Source organism: Streptomyces actuosus, assembly GCF_016921115.1.
GTDB classification, from domain to species: Bacteria; Actinomycetota; Actinomycetes; order Streptomycetales; family Streptomycetaceae; genus Streptomyces; species Streptomyces actuosus_A.
Window position 1 is genome coordinate 176,459 of the sequence record NZ_JAFFZS010000013.1, and the last position, 23,673, is coordinate 200,131.

The window sequence follows — 23,673 nt, forward strand, 5'->3', positions numbered from 1 at the left end:
GATGGGCGCCGGGCACGCGCACCGGCTCTACCGGCACGGCCACTCGCCGGTGCACGGACTGCCACCGCACACCAAGCTGGCCGCCGTGTTCACCTTCGTCGTCGTGGTGGTCTCCACGCCGAGGGAGGCGATGTGGGCGTTCGGCCTCTACGCCGTCCTGCTGGGCGTCGTCGCCCGCTACGCCCGCGTACCGGTCGGCTTCCTGCTCAAGCGGCTGCTGATCGAGGTGCCGTTCGTCGCGTTCGCGGTGCTCATGCCGTTCGTGGCGGAGGGCGGGCGAGTGGACGTCCTGGGGCTGTCGCTGAGCGTGAACGGCCTGTGGGGCGCCTGGAACGTGCTGGCCAAGGGCACCCTCGGCGTCGCCGCCTCCGTGCTGCTGGCCTCCACCACCGAACTGCGCGAGCTGCTGCTCGGGCTCCAGCGTCTGAAGCTGCCGCCACTGCTCGTGCAGATCGCGTCCTTCATGATCCGCTACGGCGACGTCATCACCGACGAGATGCGGCGCATGCGCATCGCGCGTGAGTCACGCGGCTTCGAGGCGCGCGGCGTGCGCCACTGGGGCGTGCTCGCGAAGTCCGCCGGTGCGCTGTTCATCCGCTCCTACGAGCGCGGGGAGCGCGTGCACCTGGCCATGGTCAGCCGTGGGTACACCGGCACGATGCCGGTGATCGACGAGGTGACCGCCACGCGCGCGCAGTGGTCGTACGCGTTCGCCCTGCCGTTCGCGGCTCTGGTCGTCTGTCTGCTGGGATGGTTCCTGTGACACCCTCTCTGGAAGTGGCCGGTCTGGCCTTCGCCTACCCCGACGGGCACCAGGCGCTGTTCGGCGTGGACTTCGGCATCGGGCGCGGCGAACGTGTCGCGCTGCTCGGCCCGAACGGCGCCGGCAAGACCACCCTCGTCCTGCACCTGAACGGGATCCTCTCCGGCGGCGCGGGCACGGTGACGGTGGCCGGGCTGCCGGTGAACAGGCGGAACATGGCGGAGATCCGGCGCAAGGTCGGCATCGTCTTCCAGGACCCCGACGACCAGCTGTTCATGCCGACGGTCCGCGAGGACGTCGCGTTCGGGCCGGCGGCCGCGGGACTCAGGGGGCCGGAGCTGGAGGAGCGGGTGGACCGGGCTCTCGCCCAGGTCGGCATGGGAGCGTTCAAGGACCGCCCGCCGCACCACCTGTCGTTCGGGCAGCGCCGCCGGGTGGCGGTGGCGACGGTACTGGCGATGGAGCCGGAGATCCTCGTCCTGGACGAGCCGTCCTCCAACCTCGACCCGGCCTCCCGCCGCGAGCTCGCCGACATCCTGCGCTCGCTGGACGTCACCGTGCTGATGGTCACCCATGACCTGCCCTACGCCCTGGAACTGTGCCCGCGCTCGCTGATCCTCAGCGACGGCGTGATCGCGGCGGACGGACCCACCGCCGATCTGCTCGCCGACGACGCGCTCATGCGGGCCCACCGTCTGGAACTGCCCTTCGGCTTCGACCCGCGCTCCGTGACAATGGGCGCGTGACGCAACTGGAGGAAGAGGGAGCCGGGAGGGCGGAGAAGTCCGGGAGCCCGGACCAGGGCTCGGACAAGGCCGGGCGGGCGGCCGACGCGAGGGCCGCGGAGGCCGAGTGGGCCGCGAAGGCCCAGGGGGCGCACGGGCCGGACGCGGACGCGGGGTCGCTGCGGCTGGACGACCAGCTGTGCTTCGCGCTGTACGCCGCCCAGCGCGCGGTGACGGCCGCCTATCGCCCGCTCCTGGAGGAGCTGGGCCTCACCTATCCGCAGTACCTCGTCCTGCTCGTGCTGTGGGAGCGCGGCGAGATCACGGTGAAGGAGCTGGCCGGCGCGCTACGGCTCGACTACGGCACGGTGTCGCCGCTGCTGAAGCGGATGGAGTCGGCGGGGATGGTGCGTCGGGAGCGCGCGACGCGCGACGAGCGCTCGGTGCTGGTGGCGTGCACGGGGCGCGCGGAGGAACTGAAAGAGCGCGCGGCGCGCGTACCCGGCGCCCTGTTCACGGCAACGGGGCTCAGCGCTCAGGACGTCGTGCGGCTGCGCGAGGAGCTGTGGAGGCTCGCACAGCAGGCGGACGGGACGGGCAGCGGCTCGTCGTGACGACGCGTGCGCCCCACGCCTCGGGCGCGCGGGTACTCCCCGGGCGCCCCCCGCTCCGGGCCACGCCGGGCGCGGGGGCGGTGCGCGCCGCGGCGGAGCCGACGGCACCGGCGAGCACGGAGGCCGCCAGCAGGAGCAGCCACTGCGCGCGGCCCCGGAGTGTGCGCCGTGCGCGCTGGTGGTGACTGCTGTGCATGCCCTGTAGCTCCTGACCGAGGCGTCGTGTCCTGGGTGTCAGCAGCATCCTCCGGCACGCCCCTGCGCGTTGCCAGGCGGGACCCGCCGAACGGACTCCCGGACCGGACGGCGCGAGTTACCCGAGGTCACACCCCCTGGACTGTCCAGCTGACCGACCGGCCAGTACCTTGTGCACGATAATTTTGTGCGCACTCTTTCCGGGAGAGCCCCACCATGACTGACGGCGCGGCCGCCGAGACCGGCCCCGACACCCGCCCGACCAAGATCATGTACGTCGCCGAGGCGACCGCGCACGGCGGTCGGGACGGCTACGTCACCAGCCACGACGGGCAGCTGGAACTGAGGGTCGCCATGCCGCCGGAACTCGGCGGCGACGGCAACGGCACCAACCCGGAGCAGTTGTTCGCAGCCGGCTACGCCTCCTGCTTCCACAACGCGCTGATCCTGGTCGGCAACCGCGCGGGTTACGACCTGACCGGCTCCACCGTGGCCGCGAAGGTCGGTCTCGGTCCCAACCGGAACCGGGGCTACGGTCTGGCCGTCGCGCTCAGCGTCTCCCTGCCGGTGCTGGACGGGGAGACGGCCGGGCAGCTGGTGGATGCGGCGCACGAGGTGTGCCCGTACTCGAACGCCACCCGCGACAACATCGACGTGACGATCGTGCTGGGGTAGCCGGGCCAGGGAATCACAGGCCCGGCTACGGTGTTGCCCGCACAGTCGCAGGCGATTCGGAGGGAAGTGCGGGCGTGGACGTGCACGGCGCAGTGGCCGAGGGCTTCGAACCGGTCAGGGATGCCTTCGTCCGGAACTTCGAGGTGCTCGGCGACCGCGGCGCGGCCGTCGCCGTGTACCGGGACGGGCACCGGGTCGTCGACCTGTGGGGCGGCACCAGGGACGTGGACGGCACGGCGCCCTGGGAGCGCGGTACCGCGCAGATCGTGCGCTCGGCGACCAAGGGCGTCGCCGCCGCTGCGGTCCTGCTGCTGCACCAGCGCGGGGAGCTGGACCTGGACGCGCCGGTGGGCGACTACTGGCCGGAGTTCAAGGAGGCCGGCAAGGAGCGGACCCTGGTGCGGCACCTGCTCGCACACCGGGCCGGCGTACCGGCTCTGGACCGCCCGCTCACGCCCGCCGAGGCCGCCGACCCGGTCCTCGGCGCGGAGGCGGTCGCGGCACAGGCACCGGCCTGGGAGCCGGGGACCGCGCACGGCTACCACGCGCAGACCTACAGCTGGCTGACGGGCGAGTTGGTACGGCGGGTCGCCGGGCGCCCGGTCGGGGAGTTCGTGGCCGCCGAGATCGCCGCTCCGGCCGGCGCCGACTTCTGGCTCGGGCTCCCACCGGACGCGCGGGCACGCGTGGGACGCGTCGGCCCGATCCCGGCCCCCGAGAGCGGCGGGCTGAAGACCCGCCCCAAGCGGGCGGTCGCCGAGGCCTACGCCGACCCGGACTCCCTCACCCGCCGCGCCTTCGCCGCCATCACACCGCTGCCCGACGAGAACGACCCCGCATACCGGGCCGCCGCCCTGCCCGCGTCCAACGGAATCGCGACGGCCGACGGCCTCGCCCGTGTCTACGCGTCGCTCATCGGCGACGTCGACGGAGGGCGGCGGCTGTTCACCCCGGAGACGGGGTTGCTGGCACGCGCCGAGCAGTCGGCGGGCGCGGACCGCGTCCTGCTCGTCGCAACGCGGTTCGGTCCCGGCTGGATGCTGCACGGCAGCACCTCACCGCTGCTGGGTCCGAGTTCCTTCGGTCACCCGGGCCGCGGCGGAGCCCTCGGCTTCGCGGACCCCGACAGCGGCATCGCGTTCGGCTACGTGACCAACGGCTTCCGCACCTCCGTGACGGCGGACCCGAGGGCGCAGGCACTGGTGCGGGCGGTGCGGCAGGGGCTGGACGTCTAGGGGCCGGCGCGCGACGCGGCTCGCACACCCGGCGGGCGCGCCCTCAGGTTGCTCCGACGTCCTCGCGTGCGCAGCGCGCGCCGGAGCCCTTCAAGCCTCCGCGTGCGCGCTCCAGCGCGCACGGCACGCGTCCGGCGCGAGCGACTCGCGCGCCCGCGCTCGGTTCCGGCTCGGCCGCACCTCCTGCGCTTGACCGGCAGGCCCACCGTCCCCATTCGGCCCCATCGGGGCCCCGCCGGCCCGCCGTACCTGCGAGGCATCCCCCCATCACCACTCGGGGGCGGGTACCTGGGGCGGCGAAGGTGACCGACGGGCGGCCCCTGGTTGAGAAGAGCCGGCGCGCGCCTCTCCGCACACCACCCGGCGCGCTGTGCGCCGCGCCGCACTCCTCTGCACTCCCCCGCGCCACGCCGCACGTCGTGGGCGGCGCTCAGCGCGCCGTCACGGAGGCGCGATCCCCGCATCCGCCAGCGCCTTCCGGTACCACGGCGCGCAGGCGGGGAAGTCGGTGGTGAACGCTGGCCCGGGGCGCGTCGTCACGGTGGACCACAGGCGGCTGCTGTCGTACCAGTGGTCGTGGGCGAGCAGTTCGAGGGGACGTCGGGCGGCGGAGGCGGTCAGCCGGGCCCGGGCCTCGGACAAGGAGACGTCCCCGTCGGGCAGTGGCAGGGAGAGCGCGCGGCAGACGGCGGTGACCAGGTCGCGGACGGTGACGGGTTCGGGGTGCGCGGCGTGCAGGACGCGGCCGGGTGGCACGCCGCTCGCCCCGCCCGGCAGGGGCTCCCCGGGCTCCCCCGACTTCAGGGCCAGTTCCGCGAGGACGGCGGCCAGCACGGGCGCCGAGATGAGGGAGATGCGGGCGGTGGCGCCGTCCACCCAGCGCGGCACCTGGCCGAGCAGCACTGCGAGGGAGGGGACGACCCACCGGTCGCCCTCGCCGTAGACGAGGTAGGGCCGCACGACCGTGCCGCCGGCCGAGAGCACCAGGCGCTCACCGGCGAGCCGGGTGGCGCTGGTGGCCGAGACCGGCGCCTCGGCCGGTCCGCCCTCGGGTTCGCCGCGGTGCGGACCGTCACCGTAGACGGCGGCCGTGCCGAGTTGCACGACCCGCCGGACGCCGGACCGGGCGGCCTCGGCGAGCAGGGCCCGGGTTCCCTCCTCGTTGACGGCGCGGCACTCCTCCTCCGTGCCGCCGATGCGGGCCGCCAGGTGCAGGACCGTGGTGACGCCCTCGCACACGCCGTGCAGTGTGCCCGGGTCGGCGAGGTCGCCGCGCACGGTCTCCACGTCCGCCGACGGCTGGTCGGGGCCGGGACGGCGGTGGGTGAGCAGGCGTACCGCGGGCCGGGGACCGTGGGGCGCGGGCGCCTGCAGCAGAGGCAGGACGTGGGCGCCGATGAAGCCGGTGCCACCGGTCACCAGGATGCGTTCGCGGCTCAACGGCAGCCTTCCACCGGGCGTCGGGAGGGATGGTCGGGGCAGCGGCGGGGACGATCGCGGTCCGCCGCTGCGCCACTCTGCTACATCAGCGCCCCGCTGGGCAAGGCGGCCCGGTGGCCGACGGCGGAGGCCGCGGGCGCGGGGGCGGGGGCCACCGAGACCGACGTAGTCCGGGGCGTCCGACCGATCAACTCCGCAAGCGTGGTGGCCAGTTCGCTCAGGGACTGCTCACGGAGCAGCAGGTGGCTGGGCACCGGGATCTGCAGGGCCGCCTCCAGCCGGCGCTGGAAGGCCAGCGCGGACAGGGAGTCGATGCCCTGGGTGTACAGCGGCCGGGTGCGGTGGATGCGGTGGGCCGGCGGAATGTCGAGATAGGTCGACAGCCCGCGGCTCAGGAATTCCTCGAGGACCTGCACGCGGTCGGCACCTTCGGCTTCGCGCAACCGGCCCAGGTCGGGTGTGGAGGGGGTTCCTGACACGATCTCATCCCTTCGTCGAACGTGCGCGGTCAGGATTGGGGTCGGGGCCGGGGACGGGGCTGGGCGCTGCGCAGGGCACGCGGATCGGGACCCGGGCGCGGGCCGGCGCCGTCCGACCACATCAGGTGGAACCGCCAGCGGCGCAGCAGCCAGCCGGCGGGGGTGCGCACCGCCTCGCCCTCGGCGACGCCACCGATGTCGAAACGGCCGCCGGGGTCGGGGCCGTCGTCGTGGTGGACGTGCGAGGCGAAGAGGTGGACGCGGACGCGTGCGGTGTCGCCGTCGACCTGGATGCCGTAGTTGGACGCCAGGTGGTGGGTGCGGGCGAACCGCGACTTGCGGTCGAAGTGGAAGGCCGCGGCCGTGTGGCGGCCCTCCACGGTGCCGACGGGGAACTCCAGCCGGCAGTCGTCGGTGAAGACCGAGCGCGGCCAGGTGTCGTCGTAGCCGTGGTCGTCCTGCGTGTCGAGCAGGGTGACGTACCGGTCGATGAGGTCGGTGATCTCGGCCCGGTCGATCAGACCGCGCAGTTGCGCCTGGAGAGCGTCGAGTTCGGCCCGCGGGACGGTGATGGTGTCCGGGGCTTCGAGGGACGGGGTGGTGGTCATGGGAAGGATGCTCCGTTTCCTGGCCGGCCGGTACGGGCCGTGCGAGCGTGGCGGGCCGTCGGGCCGTTCGGGCTGTGCCGGCCCGCAGGAGTGCCGGCCCTGCGCGCGGCACCGGCCGTGCGGGCCGGTGGTGCTCTGCGGGCCGTCGAGGCCGTGCCGACCGTTGGTGCTCTGCGGGCTGTTGGGGCCGTGCGGGCTGTTGGGGCCGTGGGCTCCGGGTACCGCCGGAGGGTGCGGTCCCCGGGCGCCCGCACGGCCGTCGCCGCGTTCCTATGCCGCGCGGCTGCCCGCGACGCGCCAGCCGCGGGGATCGCGGTGGGGCTGGTTGCGTTCCGGGCGGCGCCAGGCGGCGGTGGGCGGCGGCTGTTCCTGCAGGCCGGGGCCCGCCGCGGCGAGTGCGGCGGCGCGGGCGAGCAGCACACTGGTCAGCGCGGCGATCTCGGCGGGGCCGGCCCGGCCCTTCACGACCTGGATGACCAGGGCGTCGCCCGCGCCGTCCGTCCCGCTCACTGCGGCGGGTTGCCGTGCTTGCGGCACGGCAGGTCGGCCTGCTTGCTGCGCAGCATCGCCAGTGCGCGGATCAGCGCCTGGCGGGTGTCCCGCGGATCGATCACGTCGTCGATCAGGCCGCGTTCGGCTGCGTAGTAGGGATGCATCAGCTCCGCCTGGTACTCCTTGATCTTCTGTGCGCGGGTGGCCTCGGGATCGTCGGCGGCGGCGATCTCACGGCGGAAGATGACGTTCGCCGCACCCTCGGCGCCCATGACGGCGATCTCGTTGGACGGCCAGGCCAGCGCCATGTCGGTGCCGATGGACCGCGAGTCCATGACGATGTAGGCGCCGCCGTAGGCCTTGCGCAGTACCAGGGAGATGCGCGGCACGGTGGCGTTGCAGTACGCGTAGAGCAGCTTCGCGCCGCGCCGGATGATGCCGTTGTGCTCCTGCTCCACGCCGGGCAGGAAGCCGGGTACGTCGATCAGGGTGACCAGCGGGATGTTGAAGGCGTCGCAGAACTGAACGAAGCGCGCCGCCTTCTCGCTGGCGTCGATGTCGAGGACCCCGGCGTAGGAGGAGGGCTGGTTGGCGACGATGCCGACGACGTCGCCGTCGAGCCGGGACAGGGCGCACACGACGTTGGTCGCCCAGCCCGGGTGGACCTCGAAGCAGTCGCCGTCGTCGACGACCTCCTCGATGACGGCGCGGATGTCGTAGACGCGGCTGGGGTCCTCGGGGACCAGTTCCAGCAGCCGGTCGGTGCGCCGGTCGGCCGGGTCGCCGGCGGGGGCGCGCGGCGGGAGGTCGCGGTTGTTGGACGGCAGCAGGGAGATCAGGTGGCGCACGTCCTCCAGGCAGGTGCGGACGTCGTCGTAGGCGAAGTGGGCGACGCCCGAGGTGGTGGCGTGGACGTCGGCGCCGCCGAGGTCGTTCTGGGTGATCTCCTCGCCCGTCACGGCCTTGACCACGTCGGGACCGGTGATGAACATCTGGGCGATGTCCCGGACCATGAAGACGAAGTCGGTGAGTGCAGGCGAGTACGCGGCGCCGCCTGCACAGGGGCCGAGCATGACGCTGATCTGCGGGATGACGCCCGAGGCCCGGGTGTTGCGCTGGAAGATGCCGCCGTAGCCGGCGAGCGCGGACACACCCTCCTGGATGCGTGCGCCGGCTCCGTCGTTGAGGGACACGAGGGGAGCGCCCGCCGCCATGGCCATGTCCATGATCTTGTGGATCTTCTGGGCGTGGGCCTCGCCGAGGGCTCCGCCGAAGATGCGGAAGTCGTGCGCGTACACGAACACGGTCCGGCCGTGGACGGTGCCCCAACCGGTGATCACGCCATCGGTGTAGGGACGTTTCTTCTCCAGCCCGAAGCCGGTCGCCCGATGGCGGCGCAGCATCTCGACCTCGGTGAAGGACCCTTCGTCCAACAGCAGTTCGATCCGCTCGTGCGCGGTCAGTTTGCCCTTGGCGTGCTGGCGTTCGGTGGCCAGCGGATCGCCGTGCCGGGCGGCCTCCTTGATCAGGCCGAGTTCCTCCAGCCGCTCCGCGGCGCTCCACTGGCCGCGGTGCTCGCGGTCGTGCAGACTCGGCCGGTCGGCGGCGGCCGCAGCCGTCTTCCCGGGCTGCTCGGCTGTGCCGGCCTTCTGGTCGGTCGACATGAGTGCCTCACGCTCCCCAGTCGGGTACGAGGGTGGTCGTGCCGTCGCTGTCCACGCCGTGCGGGTCCGTCTCCCGGCCGCCCTCCCGGAGCGCGTGCTGATCGGCCTCCGGGTCCACCGTGCCGCCGGTGTGCAGCGCGTCCGGCGGCAGCCAGCGCAGCACGACCCGGGTGGGCGGTCCGCCGAGCACCGCGACGGCGGCGTTGTGCCGGGGACCGGACGGCAGGTCCAGCAGCGTCCAGCCGTCGGGCCGGCGGTGCGGGTCGGCGCCCAGGTAGTCGTGGGCGGGGTCCCGGGACAGCCCGGTGCCCAGCGCCTTGAGGTAGGCCTCCTTGCGGGTCCAGATCCGTCCGAAGGCGGCACGCCGATCCTCGGTGTCCAGGCCCGCCAGTTCGGCCTGCTCCCCCGGGTGCAGCGCCGGGGCGCACACCTCGACGGTCTCGTCCCGCGGCAGTCGCTCGACGTCGACGCCGATGACGGTGCGGGAGACGGCGACCACGGCCATGCCGTGGCTGTGCGCCAGGGAGAAGTGCAGCGGCGGATCGGGGTGGGCCACGGCGGGCCTGCCGTGCGGCTTGGCGCAGCCGGGGCAGGGCTCCCGCACGAACGGCACGTCCTGCGGCGCCAGGCCCAGGTAGCCGCCGAGCAGCCGGCGCAGCGCCACGTGCGCGGAGGCGTAGGTGATCCCGTCCGTGGGGCGCACGAAGGATGCGGTGCGCCGGCGTTCCGCGTCGCTGAGTTCGGACAGGTCGAGCAGTTCGGCGGCCGTCTCCAGCCGGGGACGGCGCACCAGCCACACATCGAGCCGTCCCGGGTCCGGCAGCCCGGCCGCGGCCGTCCTCGGGCCCCCGCGGGCCACCAGCTCCCCGATCACCTGGTGCTCGGAAGGTCGTGCGAGACGAGGTGGTCGCGCTGTCCGCCGTGCTTGTGGGGGTCGTCCTCGGGGCCCAGCTGGCCGGCCAGGCAGTCGACGAGCTCGGCGGCGCTGTTGGCGCGCAGCAGCATGTTGAGGTTGACGTCGACCTTGAGGACGGCCTCCATGCGGCGCTGGAGCTCCAGGCCGGTGATGGATCCGATGCCGAGACTGTTCATGGGGCGGCCGGCGGTGTCGATGGTGTCCGGCGGGACCCGCAGCACGCGCGCGAGCTCGGCGCGCACGTAGTCGTCGATGAGGCGGGTGCGCTCGGCCGGGCCGCAGGCGGCCAGCTGCGACAGGCTCGGCGGCTGCACCTCGACGGCGTAGTCGTGTTCGAACTCGTAGTCCGGGTCGTCCAGATCGTCGAGATCGTCGAAGACCCAGGTCTTCGTTGTCTGATCCATGGAAGTTCCCCCGTCGGAAAGGTGTGGGGTGGAGGAGGAGCACCGCGGGCTCCCGAGGGGCCACCGGTGCCGGAGAGTCCGCGGGCACGCGATCCGCGGCTCGCGGGGCGTTGCGGGATCCGGGGCACGGCAGGGTCCCGAGGCGCACGGGCAGCCAGGGGTGGCGCCGGAGCGCCTCGGGCGCAGGGGGATCGCGTGGTACGGCGGGCCGGGGCGATGCCGGAAGCCGGTGGCGCCGCGGGGTCCTGCGGCGGGCGAACGCCCAGGACACCGCGGACGCCCACGACGCTCCGGAAACGCCGGGGGCCGCAGGGGCGGAAGGGGCCGACGGCGCCGCGGGTGTCGCCGCGTCAGGGACGCGGGGCGCGCGGGGCGCCGTCGGGTGTGGTGGAGGGCGCGGCCGAGGTGCCGGACCGGGTCAGCCCCGTGAACCCGACCAGCAGCCCGGCCCCGCCGAGCACGGCCACCAGGACCAGGGCCGACCTGCATGCGGCCACTGCCTGTGCCGGCGTCGTGCCGGGGTCCCCGGCGGCGAGCAGCGCGGCGACGGCGGCGACCGCGACGGCCGCGGCGAGCTGTACGGCCGTCTGGTACAGGCCGCTGGCCGCGCCGCGTTCGGCGGGGGCCGACTGGGACGTCGCCCGCATGTTCAGCGCGGCGAACGACAGCACGAACCCGGCGCCCACCAGCAGCAGCGTCGGCAGTATCCGTCCGGTGTAGTCCAGCGGCCAGGACGGCCGCAGTTGCAGGAGGTACCCGGTGAACGCGCAGGCGGCGCCCCCCGCGATGAGACGCGGGGCACCGAACCGGGCCACCAGCCGTCCCGCGGACAGCGCGGTGAGCGCCGGCGGGGCCGCGGCCGGCACGAGCGCCAGCGCGCTCGTCAGCGGCGACCAGCCGGCGACGGTCTGCATCTGGTACGTCAGCACGAACAGCAGGCCCAGATAGGAGCCGTTGAGGCAGGCCGCGCCCAGCGCCGCACGTCTCAGCGCCGGGCTGCGCAGCGGGCGCAGGTCCACCAGCGGGTCGGCCGCGCCCCGTTCCACCAGCACGAACAGCACCAGCAGCCCGGCCGCGGCAGCCAGCGGCCCGACGGCTCGCGGGTCGCCGAGGCCGCGTCCGGGGAGCGCGGTGATGCCGGACACGAGGGCGAGCAGGGCGCCGGTGAACGCGGCAGCGCCGAGCACGTCGTAGCGCCGGGGCGTGCCCGGGGACGCGGTCTGCTCGGGGATGAGCCGCAGCCCGAAGGCGAACAGCACCAGCACGACCGGCGCCGGGAAGGCGAACGCCAGCCGCCAGGTGTGCCCGGTCAGCCAGCCGGACAGCAGCAGTCCCGCGGTGAAACCGCCCGCGCCGAAGAGCGTGTAGACCGAGACGGCACGGGCGCGGGCCCGCCCCTCGGGGAAGGCGGTGGAGATGATGGCGAGCCCGGTGGGCGCCGTCAGCGCGGCGCAGAACCCCTTGGCCAGCCGGGTGGCCACCAGCAGCCACGGCTCCTGGGCGACTGCGCTGAGCAGCGAGGCCGCGGCGAAGCCGAGCAGCGCCCCCAGGTAGACCCGGCGGCGGCCCAGCAGGGCGACCACCCGGGCGCCGAAGAGCATCAGCCCGCCGAAGCCGACGGCGAAGCCGGTCATGGCCCACTGCGCGCCGGTCGGCGCCAACCCGAGGTCCGTGCCGATCGAGGGCAGCGCCACGACCGCCACGGACACTTCGAGCGCGTCGATGAGCATGTTGCCGGCCAGGACGAGCAGCAGACCCCACAGCCGGGGGCCGAACCGCTCCTGGGCCGGGCCGGCCATGGGCGACGGATGTGTCCCGGCCATGGCGTCAGCCCAGGAGGGTGCCGCCGCTGGCGTCCACGAAGGAGCCGGTGACCCAGCGCGCGTCGTCGGAGACGAGGAAGGCCACGACGTCGGCGACGTCGCTGGGCTCCCCGACACGGTTGAACGTCGACAGTGCCGCCATCGCCTCCACCGCTTCCGGCATGTCGAAGACAGGGTTGCCGTTGCGGGTGATGCCGGGGGCGACGCTGTTGACGGTGATGCCGCGCGGGCCGAGCGCCTTGGCGAAGTGCAGCGCGAGCTGCTCGACGGCGCCCTTGCTCATCGCGTACGCGATCTCGTCGGGGTTGGCGAACCGGGTCAGGCCGGAGGAGATGTTCACGATCCGGCCGCCGTCGGGCATGTTCGCCAGCGCCCGCTGGATGATGAAGAACGGCGCCTTGGCGTTCACAGCGACGATCCGGTCGAACTGCTCCGGCGTGGTGTCCTCCGGCTTCACCCCGCCCATCACGCCGGCGTTGTTGACCAGGATGTCCAGTTCGGTGGAGCCGGTGCGCTCCTTCAGGCCCTCCTCCAGCGCGAGGAACAGCTCGTGCACGTCACCGGGTGCGCCGAGTTCGGCCCGTACGGCGAACGCCCGCCCGCCGTCCTGCTCGATCCCGGCGACCACCTCGGCCGCCGCCTCCTCGTTGGTGCCGTAGTGCACGGCGACGAGCGCGCCGTCCCGGGCCAGCCGCTCGGCGGTGGCCCGGCCCATGCCTCGGCTGGCGCCCGTGACGAGCGCGGTCTTGCCGGTCAGGTTGCCCATGTTCCTTCTCCTGGTCCTGCCGATGGGTTGCGTGTGGGTGTGCAGTGGGCTGTCGTGCGTGCCGGAGCGGCGTGGGGTCCGCGGATGCGCGCCGTCCGCGGGAGCCCTCACATGCTTGTCACGCGCGTGCGTGCGCGCCGAAGCGCTCGGCGTGGACGATGCGTCGAGCGCCTGCTCGGTGGCGGGGGCGCCGGGCGTGAACCATCGCGCGAGCGCCTCGTGGAGGCCGTCCGGTACGTCGCCCGCCCACGCGATGTACCCGTCGGGACGTACGAGGAGGGCGGCGACACCGGTGAGCAGCGCGCCTGCGTCGGGGGCACCGAGGCGGGCCGTCACCACATCGACGGCGCCCGACCAGTCGGCGGCCGCCTCCGCGAGGCGTGCACGCCGGGTGGCGTCGGCGGTCAGCACGAGCAGGACGGCGCGCGCGGGACGCAGCAGTTGGAGCGTGGTGCCGGCGGCGGCGCCCGCGACGTCCGTCAGCGGCGCCTCGGGCAGACGCGCACCGACGAGCGAGCGCTCCTGGATCGCGTTGCGCGCCGTGTGCCCGTCGCGCACGCGGTCGGAACCGCGCGCACCATCGGCGCTACCGGCGCGGCGCGCGCCGTTCGTGCCGCCTGTTTCACGGGCCCCGGCTGCGCGTCCCGCGCCGGCCGGAGCGCCCGCCCCGCGCATGGCGGGCGCGTCCTGGGCGCCGTCCGCGCCGTGCAGTACGTCCAGTCCGCTGATCATCCCGGCCAGGTGCGCCCGCACCGGCTCGTGGGCGGTCAGCTCGCCGATCACGGTGCGCAGGGCCTCCACCTCCGGCCCGCCGAGCAGGAGCCGGGCCTGTGCGCGGATGTTGGACAGGACGCGGCGGCCCACGGCGTGCCGCTCCCGGTGGTAGGTGTCGAGCAGCCCGTCCGGGGCACGCCCGCGTACGGTCGCGGCGAGTTTCCAGCCGAGGTTGACCGCGTCCTGGAGGCCGAGGTTGAGGGCCTGCCCGCCGATCGGCATCTGCTGGTGGGCGGCGTCCCCGGCGAGCAGCACGCGCCCGTCACGGTAGTGCTCGGCCTGCCGGGAGGCGTCGCCGAACGAGTTCACCCACAGGGGGGTGCCGTGGGAGACGTCCTCGCCGGTGACGTCCCGCCAGGCGGAGACGATGTCGGCGAACCGTGCCTCGCCCGCGCCGCGCGGAGGGGTCCCGAACCGGTGGACCATGACGCGGGTGACGCCGTCGCCCCGGCGGGCGGCGATCGCGAGGCCGTTCGGCAGCCGTTCGAAGCGCCGGCCCCGGATGTCGATGCCGTCGACGTCGGCGCGGATCAGTTCGCGTTCGGCGTCGTTGCCGGGGAAGGCGATCCCGGCCAGCCGCCGCACGTCGGAGTGCTCGCCGTCGCATCCGACGACGTACAGCGCGGTGAACTCCCGGCGGCGCCCGGCGTGCTCGGCGGTGACCGTGACCCGGTCCCGGTGGCGGCTCAGGCCGGTGACGCGGTGGCCGCGCAGTACCCGTGCGCCGAGCCGGGCCGCCCAGGCGCCGAGGATCTCCTCGGTGCGGGTCTGCGGCACCTTCCACTGCCCCGGAAAGGCGCTGGGCAGCGTCAGGTCCATCGGCAGTCCGCCGAAGTGCCCCTTCGGTTCACGCGGCGGCAGCGGATCACCGAACGCGATGGTCCCGCCGCCACCGCCGGCGTCACCGCCGCTGCGACCGTCGCGGCCCGCGCCACCGCCGAGACCGGCGGCGGAGCCGTCGAGCAGTCCGCGCTGGCCGAGGATCTCCATGGTGCGCGCGTGCAGCGTGGACGCACGTGATTCCGTCGTCGGGGCGTCGAGCCGCTCCAGCACCACCACGGCGGCGCCGCCGAGCCGCAGTTCCCCGGCGAGCATCAGCCCGACGGGTCCGGCGCCGACCACGACGACGTGCGTATCGACAGCGCCGGTCCCGGCCACGGGTCAGCGCCTCGCTTCGGCGTACGCCTTGGCGTGCCCGAGAGTGGCGCGGCTGTTGGTGCTCAGCGCGGTGCGCACGTACTCCCTGGCTTCGGCCACGCCCGCCTCGGCCCCGAGGATCTTCCGGATGTTCTCGGGGCGCAGCACGACGGTGTGCTGCGAGGAGGCGAGGGTGGTGCCGTCCTCGGTCTCGCGGAAGGTCCAGTAGCCGGTGTGCAGGTTCATCAGGGCCGGCAGGGTGGTCTGTTTGTAGGCGATCTTCCGGCCGTCCAGGCAGACCCGGTACGACTTGGTGGTGTGCGTGGAGCCGTCCTTGGCCCGGGTGTCCATCTCCAGCTCCTGCAGCCCCGGGGTGTCCTCGGTCAGCCGCACCGTCGCCACGTGCGGCAGCCGCTCGGACCACAGGCCGGCCTCGTTGACGAAGTCGTAGAGGTCCTTGGCGGAGCCGTCGACCTCGACGGTGTCCTCGAAGGAGAACGTCAGCTCCTCGGACGCGGCCGCGAGTTCGACGTTGGTCTTCAGCGCCGCGAGCTCCGAGCGGGAGTTGCGGTCGACGGCCTCGTCGATCCAGGCGAGGCCCTCGGGGTCGTCGTCGACGGCGGTGTAGTCGTGGAGCAGGCGGATGCGGGCGCTGGTGTCGTCGAGCGGCTCGATGATCCAGGTGCCGCCCATGCTCGCGACCGGCGGGGTGGAGACCTGCTGGCGGAAGGTGATCCGCAGGCCCTGGGGGTCCAGGACGCGGCGCGAGGTCCAGCTCTTGGGCTCGCCGTTGGCGGTGGCCCAGATGCGGATCAGCTCCTCGTTGCCGGAGCGCTCCAGGTGGTCGACGTAGATGGTCGGGGGGAAGATCCGGGGCCAGTTCGCCACCTCGGCGATGAGCCGGTAGACCTCGGCGGCCGGCGCCGAGACCGTGATCTCGTGCTCGACTTCCCGCGGCTGGGATGCGGACATGGGTGAACTCCTCGCAGGGGTACGGGGGGTGCCGGCCGGTCGTCAGAAGTTGCCGAGGCCGCCGCAGACGTTGAGGGCCTGGGCGGTGATGGAGGCGGCGGTGTCGGAGGCCAGGTAGCCGACCAGGCCGGCGACCTCCTCGGGGGTGGAGTAACGGCCGAGGGGGATCTTCGCGGTGAACTTGTCGAGGATGGCGTCCTCGGTGGTGTCGTAGGCGGCGGCGTAGCCGGCGCGGACCCGCTGGGCCATCGGGGTCTCGACGTAGCCGGGGCAGACCGCGTTGACGGTGATACCGGTGGGGGCGAGTTCGTTGCCGAGGGCCTTGGTGAACCCGACCACGCCGTGCTTGGAGGCGGAGTAGGGGGCGCCGAGGACCACGCCCTGCTTGCCGGCCGTGGAGGCGATGTTGATGATCCGACCGCGGTCCTTGTGGCGCATGCCGCCGATGTTGAGGGCGGCGCGGGTGAGCCGGAAGACGCTGTTGAGGTTGGTCTCGACGACGTCGTACCACAGTTCGTCGTCGAGGTCCGCGGTGACGCCGCCACCGGACCGGCCCGCGTTGTTGACCAGGACGTCGACGGTGCCGTAACGCTCCACGGCGGCCGTCACGAAGTTGTCGATGGACAGCGCCGAACGCACGTCGAGGGTGCTGCCGTCGACCTCCAGGCCCTCGGCGCGCAGTTCCTTGACGGTGGTGGCGACGTTCTCGGGGTCGCGGGAGCCGATGAAGACCCGGTGGCCCTGCTCGGCCAGCAGCCGGGCCACGGCGAGGCCGATTCCGCTGGTGGCCCCGGAGACGAGGGCGACCCGCTGGTGCTTGTCGGACATGACTGCTGCTCCTTGTAGGCGTGTGTCTGCGGGGCCGGATCCGGGCGGGGCCGGATGCCGGGTGAGGCCGCCGGTGCCGACTTCCGGAGGGCGAAGCGGGCACCGGCGGCCCAGGGGGTGCCGAGGTGGTCGCCGTGCGGCGGCGGTGCCGCGGGGGTCCGGCGGCCGGTCCCCGGCACGACGACGGCTCTGCGCCGACTCGGCGTCGGCCCGGACGGCACTGCCGTGGGGATCCGGGGCTTGGTACGGCCGGGACGCGTGCCGGAACCGGGCCTGGATCAGCCCGCGTTCAGGCATGGGTCAGCCCGGGACAGGGGGTCGACCGGCCCGGGAACGGGGGTCGACGGCCCGGGTTCGGGTGGGGATCAGGCCGCGGTCGCCACGTCGGCCAGCTGGGTGTTGACCACCTCGAGCAGGGCGCGGGGCGTCTTGGCCTCGGTCACCACGGTGTCGTCGAGCGCTATGCCGTACTCGCGCTCGATCCGGCCGCAGGTCTCGAGGATGGCCAGCGACTCGTAACTGAGTTCCTCGAAGTCGGTGTCGAGGATGTCCCCGTCGAGGTCGACGTTCTCGTCCGCCCCGGCGGCCTCCAGCAGGATGCGCTTGAGGTCGTCGAGGGTGAAGGGCTGGGTGGCCACGATGCATGTCCTTTCTCTTCTGGAGGTCCGGTGCCCCGGAAGGCCTCCCGGGGCACCGGACATGAGCAACGCCCGCCGCCCGGCCCCGGCGTGGGAGAGACGGAGCGGGCCGGGCGGACGGGCGCGTTGAGGGACGGCCGGCCCCGTCGGCAGCCCCGGCAGGGGCCGGCGGCGGGCCGTGCCGTGAGGGTGTGCGAGGGGGGCGGGCCGTGCCGTTCCGGACAAGGCGAGAGCGGGACCGGCCCCGGAAAGGGGCACGCCCCGGGACCCGGTCCCGGAAGGAGCGCCTCCGAAACGGGTCCCGAAAGGCGAGCGGCCCGGCGAGCGGGCCGACGGCACCGCCCGAAGCCGTACCCCGGCAGCGCACCACCGGACGTCAGGATCCGGCGGCACGCCACCGGGAGTCGGGGCCCGGCAGCGCACCGCCCGGGGGCCGGGCTCCGGACGACACCCGCCGTACCGGCGCACACACCGGGGCGCGACCGCGGGCATCGCCCGCGGTGGGGGCCGGGGCCGGCCGTGGCCGGGGCTACGCCGCCCTGACCACGACCGCCGAGTTGAAGCCCGCGTGGCCCCGGGCCAGGACCAGGGCCGTGCGGACCTCCGTGACGCGGGGCTCGCCGGTGACGAGGTCGAGGTCGTAGGAGAGGTCGGGGTCGACGTTGGTGGTGGCGGGGACGACGCCGTCGCGGAGGGCGAGGAGGGCCGTCGCCACGTCGAGCGGGGCCGCGCCCGAGTAGAGGCGGCCGGTCATCGTCTTGGGAGCGGTCACCGGCACGCCGTGCGGGCCGAAGACGGCGCTGATCGCCTCCGCCTCGGACCGGTCCAGCTCGGGCACCGCCGCGGCGTCGGCGAAGACGACGTCGACGTCACCGGCGTCCACGCCCGCGTCGGCGAGGGCGAGTTCGACGGCCTTGCGGAGGCCGGGCGGACGGCCGACACCGGGCGCCGGGTCGAAGGTGGCGCCGTAGCCGGCGATCTCGCCGTAGACGTGGGCGCCACGGCGGGCGGCCGACGCGTCGGACTCCAGGATGAGGATGGCGCCGCCCTCACCGGGCACGTGCCCGCGGGCCGCGGCGTCGAAGGGCAGGTAGGCCCGGTCGGGCTCCTCCGAGGTGGCCAGCCGGCCGCCGGCGAGCTGGGCCGCCCAGCCCCAGGGGCAGATGGAGGCGTCGATCGCGCCGGAGACGACGAGCTGGGTGCCCTTGCGGATCTGGCGGCGGGCGTGGGCCAGCGCGTCCAGCCCGCCGGCCTGGTCGGAGACGACCACGCCGCTGGGGCCCTTCATGCCGTTGCGGATGGAGATCTGACCGCTGTTGACCGCGTAGAACCAGGCGAAGGACTGGTATGCCGAGACGTACTGGCTGCCCTGGCTCCAGAGCCGCTGCAGCTCGCCCTGACCGAACTCGAAGCCGCCGGAGGAGCTGGCGGTGACGACACCCATGTCGTACGCGGGCACCTCGGTGGGGTCGACACCGGCGTCGGCCAGCGCCCAGTCGGTGGCGACCAGCGCGAGCCGGGTCATGTGATCGGTCTGCGACAGCAGCCGGTTGGGCAGATGGTCGGCGGCGTTGAAGCCGGGCACCTGTCCGGCCAGCTTGGACGGGTAGCCGGACGGGTCGAAGCGGGTGATGCGGGCGATGCCGCTCTTGCCGGAGCGGGTGGCCGCCCAGTAGTCCGCCGTCCCGAGGCCGTTCGGGGCGGCGACGCCCAGACCCGTCACGACGGTCCGCGGGGTGGACGTGCTCATGCGGCGCTCCTCTCCGGTCGGGCGAGCACCATCGCGCTCTGGAAGCCGCCGAACCCGCTGCCGACGGTCAGTACCGCGTCCGTGCGGTGCTCACGCGCGGTGAGCGGCACGTAGTCCAGGTCGCACTCGGGGTCGGGGGTGTGCAGGTTCGCCGTCGGGGGCACGACGTTGTGCTCCATGGCGAGGACGGACGCGGCGATCTCGATCGAGCCGATCGCGCCGAGCGAGTGCCCGACCATCGACTTGATGGAGGAGACCGGGGTCCGGTAGGCGTGGTCGCCGAGGCTCTTCTTGAAGGCGGCCGTCTCGTGCCGGTCGTTCTGCTTGGTGCCGGAGCCGTGCGCGTTGATGTAGTCGATGCCCTCGGGGCCGAGCCGTGCCTCGTCCAGGGCGACGGAGATGGCCTCGGCCATCTCCAGGCCGTCGGGGCGCAGTCCGGTCATGTGGAAGGCGTTGCAGCGGGAGGCGTATCCGGCGATCTCGGCGTAGATGTGCGCACCGCGCGCCCTGGCGCTCTCCAGCTCCTCCAGGACGAACATCGCCGAGCCCTCGCCGAGCACGAACCCGTTGCGGGTGCCGTCGAAGGGGCGTGAGGCGTGCTCGGGGTCGTCGTTGCGCGGGGTGGTGGCCTTGATCGCGTCGAAGCAGGCCAGGGTGATGGGGGAGATCGGGGCGTCGGTCGCCCCGGCCACCATGGCGCAGGCCGAGCCCTCGCGGATCAGCTCCACGGCGTGCCCGACGGAGTCCAGGCCGGAGGTGCAGCCCGTGGAGACGACGGTGGTGGCGCCCTCGGCACCCACCGCCCACGCCACCTCGGCGGCGAAGGAGCTGGGCACGAGGTAGTTGTACAGATGCGGCACCGCGTAGGTGTGGTCGACCAGGTCCAGCCGGCCGCCGTCGCTGACGACCCGGTACTCCTGGTCGAGGCCCATGGTGGCGCCGACCGCGCTGCCGAGGGTGACGCCGACGCGGTGGGGGTCTGCGCCGGACAGGTCCAGGCCGCTGTCGGCGAGGGCCTCGCGGGCGCTGACCACGGCCAGTTGGGCCGCCCGGTCCATGCGGCGGATCTCCTGGGGGCTCAGGCCGTGCTCCTCCGGATCGAAGTCGATCTCGGCGGCGACCCGGGACCGGAAGGAGGAGGGGTCGAAGAAGGTGATGCCCCGCGTGGCCGTGCGGCCCTCGCTGAGCAGGTTCCAGAAGTTCTTGGTGCCCACGCCGCCGGGAGCGGTGACGCCGACTCCGGTGATGACCACCCGCCTGGCACTCACGCCCGGCCCTCCCAGTCGTAGAAGCGCGTGGCGACCGCGTCGGCGGGGGACCGCCAGGTGGCAGGGTCGTACGCCTGGACGAACGGCTTCAGGTCGTCGCTGATCTGCACGAAGCGCGGGTCGGTCTTGGCCGCCTCGATCAGCTCGCCGCCGTTGTCGGTGTCGAAGTCCTGGAGGTGGAAGTAGAGCCCGCGGTAGGCGAAGAGCTGCCGGCGCCGGGTGCCCATCAGGTGCGGCATGTCGGTACCGTCGAACTCCCGGAACAGCCGGGCCACTTCCTCGCTGCTGCCCGGGTCCATCCGGGCGACGATCAGCGTGCTGTGCATGGGGTCTCCTTAAAGGGAACGCAGGGGCAGCGCGGGTGTCGTCGGGCGGTGCCGGCGAAGAGCGCAGGAGGACCGCGCCGGCGAGCGGTGTCAGCGGGCCGGGCCGAACCAGCGCTCCAGCGCCATCGGCAGATCGGCATGGCTGCCCGGCGCCGCCCAGGCCACGTAGCCGTCGGGCCGGACGAGGACGGCGGTGGTGCCCTGCAGCACGCTGCCTTCGGGAAGGACGGGCGTGGCGGAGACGACGTCGACCCGGTCCCACCACGGATACGCGCGGTCCCGCAACCGCTCGTTGCCGGCGAGGTCCAGCAGCACGCCGCGCCCCGCACGCAGGGCCTCGGTGCTGGAGGACACCAGCTTGTGGCCGGTGAGGGCGACGTCCGGCAGCCTGCGGCCGAGCAGCGGGTGGGGGCCGCCGTCGACGTCGTAGTGGATCTCCAGGCCGGAGACCATCGCGGCGAAGTGGCGGCTGACCTCCGGGTAGCGGATCAGCTCGTTCAGGACGTCGCGCAGCGGCTGCACCTCCGGCCCGGACAGGAACAGCAGGCCCTGGGCCTGGGTGTTCATCAGCAGTCGTCGGCCCACCGGGTGGCGTTCGCCGTGGTAGGTGTCGAGCAGGGCCTCGGGGGCCCGGCCGCGGACGACCGCGCCGAGCTTCCAGCCGAGGTTCACCGCGTCCTGGATGCTGGTGTTCATGCCCTGCCCGCCGGCCGGCAGGTGGATGTGGGCGGAGTCGCCGGCGAGGAAGACCCGGCCGCGCCGGTACTCGGTGACCTGGCGGGTCGCGTCGCCGAAGGAGGACACCCACACCGGTTCGGCGTGCGAGATGTCGTCACCGGTCAGCCGCTGCCAGGCCGCGGCGACCTCCTCCCACGTCGGCGGCTTCTCCCGGCGCTGCGGCGGGGTGCCGCGCTCGCAGACGATGAGCCGGGTGATGCCGCCGGGCAGCGGGCCGACCATGACCATGCCACCGGGCAGGGTCTCGCCGATCATCCGGGGCTCCAGCTGGATGCCGCGCACGTCGGCGAGGAACATCTCCAGCGTGGCGGTCGTGCCGGGGAAGTCGAAGCCGACCGCCTTGCGGATGGTGGAGCGGCCGCCGTCGCAGCCGACGAGGTACTCGGCGCGCAGCCGGTGCTCGCCCTCGGGACCGCGGACCTCGACCTCGACGCTGTCCTCCTTCTCCTTGACGGACAGCACCTCGTGGCTGCGCCGGATGTCCGCGCCGAGCTGCGTGGCCCACTCCTCCAGCACCGTCTCGGTGGCGGACTGCGGGATGGTCTTGGCGGCCTGGTGGGCTCCGTCGAGGACGCCGAAGTCCACCGGCAGGCCGCCGAAGTGGCCCACGTTGCTGACCTCGATGTCGCCGAAGCGGGGCAGCAGGCCGCGCTGGTCGAACACCTCCATGGTGCGGGCGGTGAAACCGAGGCCGCGCGACTCGCCGGTGCGCGCGGCCAGCTTCTCCAGAACGACGACGTCGACGCCCGCCAGCCTGAGCTCGCCGGCGAGCATCATGCCGGCCGGGCCGGCGCCCACGACGATGACTTGTGCGTCCATGACACTCCTCGGGAACAACCCGCCCTCCGGGCGGGGAAGGAACGGGTCAGAGAGGGTGGGCCTCACCCGGGCGGGGCTCGCGGCGGAGGGGCCGGGGGGTGGGCCTCACGGGAAGAAACGGGCAGGGATCGGGGCTCACAGGTACAGGCGCCCGATGGCCTGGTTGGCCACGTGCGCCGCAGCGGCGTGCCGCGGGTCGGGGGCGTACCCGTCGTGGCGGACGGCGACCTCGGCGAGCTTGATGGTGTGCTCGTCGCCGATCTGCACGGCGTCCGCGAAGACCTCGTCCACGTCCGGCGCCTCGGGCAGCGGGGCGGCCGGCCGCGGAGCGGCATGGAACCAGTCGAGCATGGTGCGGCTGACGGCCCGGGCGGTCCGGTACGACGGCCAGCGCTGGGCCGGCGGCAGGTGCTCGACCACCAGCCGTACGGCGGCGGGCCCGGTCACCGCGTGGATCAGCGGGATCGGGTTGTGCTGGGCGACGGTGGCGTAGACGCCGGAGTACTCGGCGACCAGTTCGTCCAGGGCCCGCGCGGCCGGGTCGCGCCCGTCGTCGTCGCGGACGTCCTCGGCGTCGCCTCCACCGGGGTCCACGGGGACGCCGCGGGTGGAGTGGCGGGCGGCCCAGTAGCCGAGCCCCTGGGCCAGCTCGCCCAGCTGCAGCCGGTTGTCGTCGCCGGCCGCGACCACGGCACGCACGGCGTGCGCGGTGCGGATCACCCCGTGCGTCAGCATGCCCGACATGCCGGGCAGCAGGCGCGGCCACCAGTGGGCGAGCACCTCGGTCCAGGGGGCGTAGGCCAGCTCACGCTCGAACAGCGCGGTCCAGTCGGCGACCCGGGCGAACTCGCCGAGCGCCGCCTGCCAGTCGGCGGGGTCGGTGGGGTCGATGGCCCAGCGTCGTTCGGGCACGTCGTGGTAGGAGCGGCTGCGCAGGTTGCGGTCGACCCACCCGGGCACCTCGTCGGCGTATCCCATGTGGGCCATGGCCTCGGCGGCCATCGGGGCGTGGTTGACGAAGCTCCGGCCGTGCTCGAAGCCCACGGAGCGCAGCCGCGTCAGGGCCTCGCTCACGGCGTCGGAGTAGGTGAGTGCTGCCACGTGGATCAGTCCTTGATGTCGCAGACGGCGGCACCGGAGGAGAGCGCCAGGCCCACCTCTGCGGTGAGCCCGGTGACGGTGCCGGACTTGTGGGCGGTGAGCGGCTGCTCCATCTTCATGGCCTCCAGGACGACGACCAGGTCGCCCTTCTCGACCCGGACGCCCTCCTCGACGGCGACCTTGACGACGGTGCCCTGCATCGGGGAGGCCAGGGTGTCGCCGGATGCGGCCGCCCCCGTGCCGCCGCTGCGGCGGCGGGGCCGGGCGGCGGCGCCGACGAGACCGAGCTGCCGCTCGGGTGCCACGCCGAGGGACGCGGGCAGCGTCACTTCGAGCCGGTGGCCGCCGACCTCGACGACGACCCGCTCCCGGTCCGCCGTCTCCTCCTGGTCCGGTGCGGGGGCGGCGAAGGGGGTGATGTCGTTGACGAACTCGGTCTCGATCCAGCGGGTGTGGACCGTGAAGGGCTCGTCCGAGCCGGTGAGTTCGGGTGCGAAGGCGGGGTCGGTGACCACGGTGCGGT

The 23,673-nt window shown here is 73.8% G+C and carries 23 protein-coding genes; 5 read left to right on the forward strand and 18 right to left on the reverse strand.

Features of this window, described 5'->3' with window-relative positions; all coding sequences use genetic code 11:
- Position 1: 1 nt before the first annotated feature.
- From cbiQ to JS756_RS18610, 5 genes are all read left to right on the forward strand, one after another.
- Positions 2-763, forward strand: coding sequence for a cobalt ECF transporter T component CbiQ (gene cbiQ, locus JS756_RS18590; protein WP_205384229.1), 762 nt, complete (start codon positions 2-4; stop codon positions 761-763).
- Positions 751-1,509: an energy-coupling factor ABC transporter ATP-binding protein gene (locus JS756_RS18595; RefSeq protein ID WP_205384230.1), complete on the forward strand. Its 759-nt coding sequence runs from the start codon at positions 751-753 to the stop codon at positions 1,507-1,509. The genes cbiQ and JS756_RS18595 overlap by 13 nt, the downstream gene beginning before the upstream one ends.
- Positions 1,510-1,667: 158 nt before the next feature.
- Positions 1,668-2,102: a MarR family winged helix-turn-helix transcriptional regulator gene (locus JS756_RS18600; protein ID WP_205384261.1), complete on the forward strand. Its 435-nt coding sequence runs from the start codon at positions 1,668-1,670 to the stop codon at positions 2,100-2,102.
- 411 nt (positions 2,103-2,513) lie between these two features.
- Entirely contained in the window at positions 2,514-2,972 is a 459-nt protein-coding gene (locus JS756_RS18605) for an organic hydroperoxide resistance protein (protein WP_205384231.1), read from the forward strand.
- 74 nt (positions 2,973-3,046) lie between these two features.
- Positions 3,047-4,207 carry a serine hydrolase domain-containing protein gene (locus JS756_RS18610; RefSeq protein WP_205384232.1) on the forward strand — a complete coding sequence of 387 codons (1,161 nt, stop codon included), beginning with the start codon at positions 3,047-3,049 and terminating at the stop codon, positions 4,205-4,207.
- Positions 4,208-4,648: 441 nt separating this feature from the next.
- On the opposite strand, the gene JS756_RS18615 is transcribed toward JS756_RS18610, so the two are convergent.
- The 18 genes from JS756_RS18615 to JS756_RS18700 form a co-directional block, all read right to left on the reverse strand.
- Positions 4,649-5,647 carry an NAD-dependent epimerase/dehydratase family protein gene (locus JS756_RS18615; protein WP_240203952.1) on the reverse strand — a complete coding sequence of 333 codons (999 nt, stop codon included), beginning with the start codon at positions 5,645-5,647 and terminating at the stop codon, positions 4,649-4,651.
- Positions 5,648-5,727: 80 nt separating this feature from the next.
- Positions 5,728-6,126 carry an acyl carrier protein gene (locus JS756_RS18620; RefSeq protein WP_205384233.1) on the reverse strand — a complete coding sequence of 133 codons (399 nt, stop codon included), beginning with the start codon at positions 6,124-6,126 and terminating at the stop codon, positions 5,728-5,730.
- A gap of 29 nt (positions 6,127-6,155) precedes the next feature.
- Positions 6,156-6,734 carry a nuclear transport factor 2 family protein gene (locus JS756_RS18625; RefSeq protein ID WP_205384234.1) on the reverse strand — a complete coding sequence of 193 codons (579 nt, stop codon included), beginning with the start codon at positions 6,732-6,734 and terminating at the stop codon, positions 6,156-6,158.
- Positions 6,735-7,004: 270 nt separating this feature from the next.
- On the reverse strand, positions 7,005-7,244 hold the full coding sequence (locus JS756_RS18630) for an acyl-CoA carboxylase epsilon subunit (RefSeq protein WP_307790760.1): 240 nt from the start codon (positions 7,242-7,244) through the stop codon (positions 7,005-7,007).
- The gene (locus JS756_RS18635) at positions 7,241-8,890 is read right to left on the reverse strand and encodes an acyl-CoA carboxylase subunit beta (RefSeq protein WP_205384235.1); all 1,650 of its coding nucleotides are present in this window, start codon (positions 8,888-8,890) and stop codon (positions 7,241-7,243) included. Before JS756_RS18635 ends, JS756_RS18630 begins: the two co-directional genes overlap by 4 nt.
- A gap of 7 nt (positions 8,891-8,897) precedes the next feature.
- Positions 8,898-9,764 carry a 4'-phosphopantetheinyl transferase family protein gene (locus JS756_RS18640; RefSeq protein ID WP_307790762.1) on the reverse strand — a complete coding sequence of 289 codons (867 nt, stop codon included), beginning with the start codon at positions 9,762-9,764 and terminating at the stop codon, positions 8,898-8,900.
- A complete protein-coding gene (locus JS756_RS18645; protein WP_205384236.1) occupies positions 9,761-10,210 on the reverse strand; it encodes an acyl carrier protein in 450 nt (149 codons plus the stop codon). Before JS756_RS18645 ends, JS756_RS18640 begins: the two co-directional genes overlap by 4 nt.
- Positions 10,211-10,560: 350 nt before the next feature.
- Positions 10,561-12,033: an MFS transporter gene (locus JS756_RS18650; RefSeq protein ID WP_205384237.1), complete on the reverse strand. Its 1,473-nt coding sequence runs from the start codon at positions 12,031-12,033 to the stop codon at positions 10,561-10,563.
- 4 nt (positions 12,034-12,037) lie between these two features.
- Positions 12,038-14,731 carry an SDR family oxidoreductase gene (locus JS756_RS18655; RefSeq protein WP_307790764.1) on the reverse strand — a complete coding sequence of 898 codons (2,694 nt, stop codon included), beginning with the start codon at positions 14,729-14,731 and terminating at the stop codon, positions 12,038-12,040.
- A gap of 3 nt (positions 14,732-14,734) precedes the next feature.
- Positions 14,735-15,682 carry an aromatase/cyclase gene (locus JS756_RS18660; RefSeq protein ID WP_205384238.1) on the reverse strand — a complete coding sequence of 316 codons (948 nt, stop codon included), beginning with the start codon at positions 15,680-15,682 and terminating at the stop codon, positions 14,735-14,737.
- 42 nt (positions 15,683-15,724) lie between these two features.
- Entirely contained in the window at positions 15,725-16,510 is a 786-nt protein-coding gene (fabG, locus tag JS756_RS18665; protein WP_205384239.1) for a 3-oxoacyl-ACP reductase FabG, read from the reverse strand.
- Positions 16,511-16,875: 365 nt separating this feature from the next.
- A complete protein-coding gene (locus JS756_RS18670) occupies positions 16,876-17,148 on the reverse strand; it encodes an acyl carrier protein (RefSeq protein WP_205384240.1) in 273 nt (90 codons plus the stop codon).
- A 529-nt stretch (positions 17,149-17,677) separates the two neighbouring features.
- Positions 17,678-18,898: a ketosynthase chain-length factor gene (locus JS756_RS18675; RefSeq protein ID WP_205384241.1), complete on the reverse strand. Its 1,221-nt coding sequence runs from the start codon at positions 18,896-18,898 to the stop codon at positions 17,678-17,680.
- Entirely contained in the window at positions 18,895-20,166 is a 1,272-nt protein-coding gene (locus tag JS756_RS18680) for a beta-ketoacyl-[acyl-carrier-protein] synthase family protein (RefSeq protein WP_205384242.1), read from the reverse strand. The genes JS756_RS18675 and JS756_RS18680 overlap by 4 nt, the downstream gene beginning before the upstream one ends.
- Positions 20,163-20,492 (reverse strand): TcmI family type II polyketide cyclase, encoded by a 330-nt coding sequence (locus tag JS756_RS18685; protein WP_205384243.1) that lies wholly within the window; start codon positions 20,490-20,492, stop codon positions 20,163-20,165. Before JS756_RS18685 ends, JS756_RS18680 begins: the two co-directional genes overlap by 4 nt.
- A gap of 90 nt (positions 20,493-20,582) precedes the next feature.
- Positions 20,583-22,049, reverse strand: coding sequence for an FAD-dependent monooxygenase (locus tag JS756_RS18690; RefSeq protein ID WP_205384244.1), 1,467 nt, complete (start codon positions 22,047-22,049; stop codon positions 20,583-20,585).
- A gap of 135 nt (positions 22,050-22,184) precedes the next feature.
- Positions 22,185-23,150, reverse strand: a complete 966-nt coding sequence (locus tag JS756_RS18695) for a questin oxidase family protein (RefSeq protein ID WP_205384245.1) — start codon at positions 23,148-23,150, stop codon at positions 22,185-22,187.
- A gap of 5 nt (positions 23,151-23,155) precedes the next feature.
- The coding region (locus tag JS756_RS18700) for an acetyl-CoA carboxylase biotin carboxyl carrier protein subunit (RefSeq protein WP_205384246.1) at positions 23,156-23,673 on the reverse strand (518 nt) is incomplete at its 5' end.

What these genes read in the sequence shown, in the direction of transcription:
- cbiQ (WP_205384229.1), top strand. Translation starts at nt 2, where the DNA reads ATGGGCGCCGGGCACGCGCACCGGCTCTACCGGCACGGCCACTCGCCG.
- JS756_RS18595 (WP_205384230.1), top strand. Translation starts at nt 751, where the DNA reads ATGGTTCCTGTGACACCCTCTCTGGAAGTGGCCGGTCTGGCCTTCGCC.
- JS756_RS18605 (WP_205384231.1), top strand. Translation starts at nt 2,514, where the DNA reads ATGACTGACGGCGCGGCCGCCGAGACCGGCCCCGACACCCGCCCGACC.
- JS756_RS18625 (WP_205384234.1), bottom strand. Translation starts at nt 6,734, where the DNA reads ATGACCACCACCCCGTCCCTCGAAGCCCCGGACACCATCACCGTCCCG.
- JS756_RS18635 (WP_205384235.1), bottom strand. Translation starts at nt 8,890, where the DNA reads ATGTCGACCGACCAGAAGGCCGGCACAGCCGAGCAGCCCGGGAAGACG.
- JS756_RS18645 (WP_205384236.1), bottom strand. Translation starts at nt 10,210, where the DNA reads ATGGATCAGACAACGAAGACCTGGGTCTTCGACGATCTCGACGATCTG.
- JS756_RS18650 (WP_205384237.1), bottom strand. Translation starts at nt 12,033, where the DNA reads ATGGCCGGGACACATCCGTCGCCCATGGCCGGCCCGGCCCAGGAGCGG.
- JS756_RS18660 (WP_205384238.1), bottom strand. Translation starts at nt 15,682, where the DNA reads ATGTCCGCATCCCAGCCGCGGGAAGTCGAGCACGAGATCACGGTCTCG.
- fabG (WP_205384239.1), bottom strand. Translation starts at nt 16,510, where the DNA reads ATGTCCGACAAGCACCAGCGGGTCGCCCTCGTCTCCGGGGCCACCAGC.
- JS756_RS18675 (WP_205384241.1), bottom strand. Translation starts at nt 18,898, where the DNA reads ATGAGCACGTCCACCCCGCGGACCGTCGTGACGGGTCTGGGCGTCGCC.
- JS756_RS18685 (WP_205384243.1), bottom strand. Translation starts at nt 20,492, where the DNA reads ATGCACAGCACGCTGATCGTCGCCCGGATGGACCCGGGCAGCAGCGAG.
- JS756_RS18690 (WP_205384244.1), bottom strand. Translation starts at nt 22,049, where the DNA reads ATGGACGCACAAGTCATCGTCGTGGGCGCCGGCCCGGCCGGCATGATG.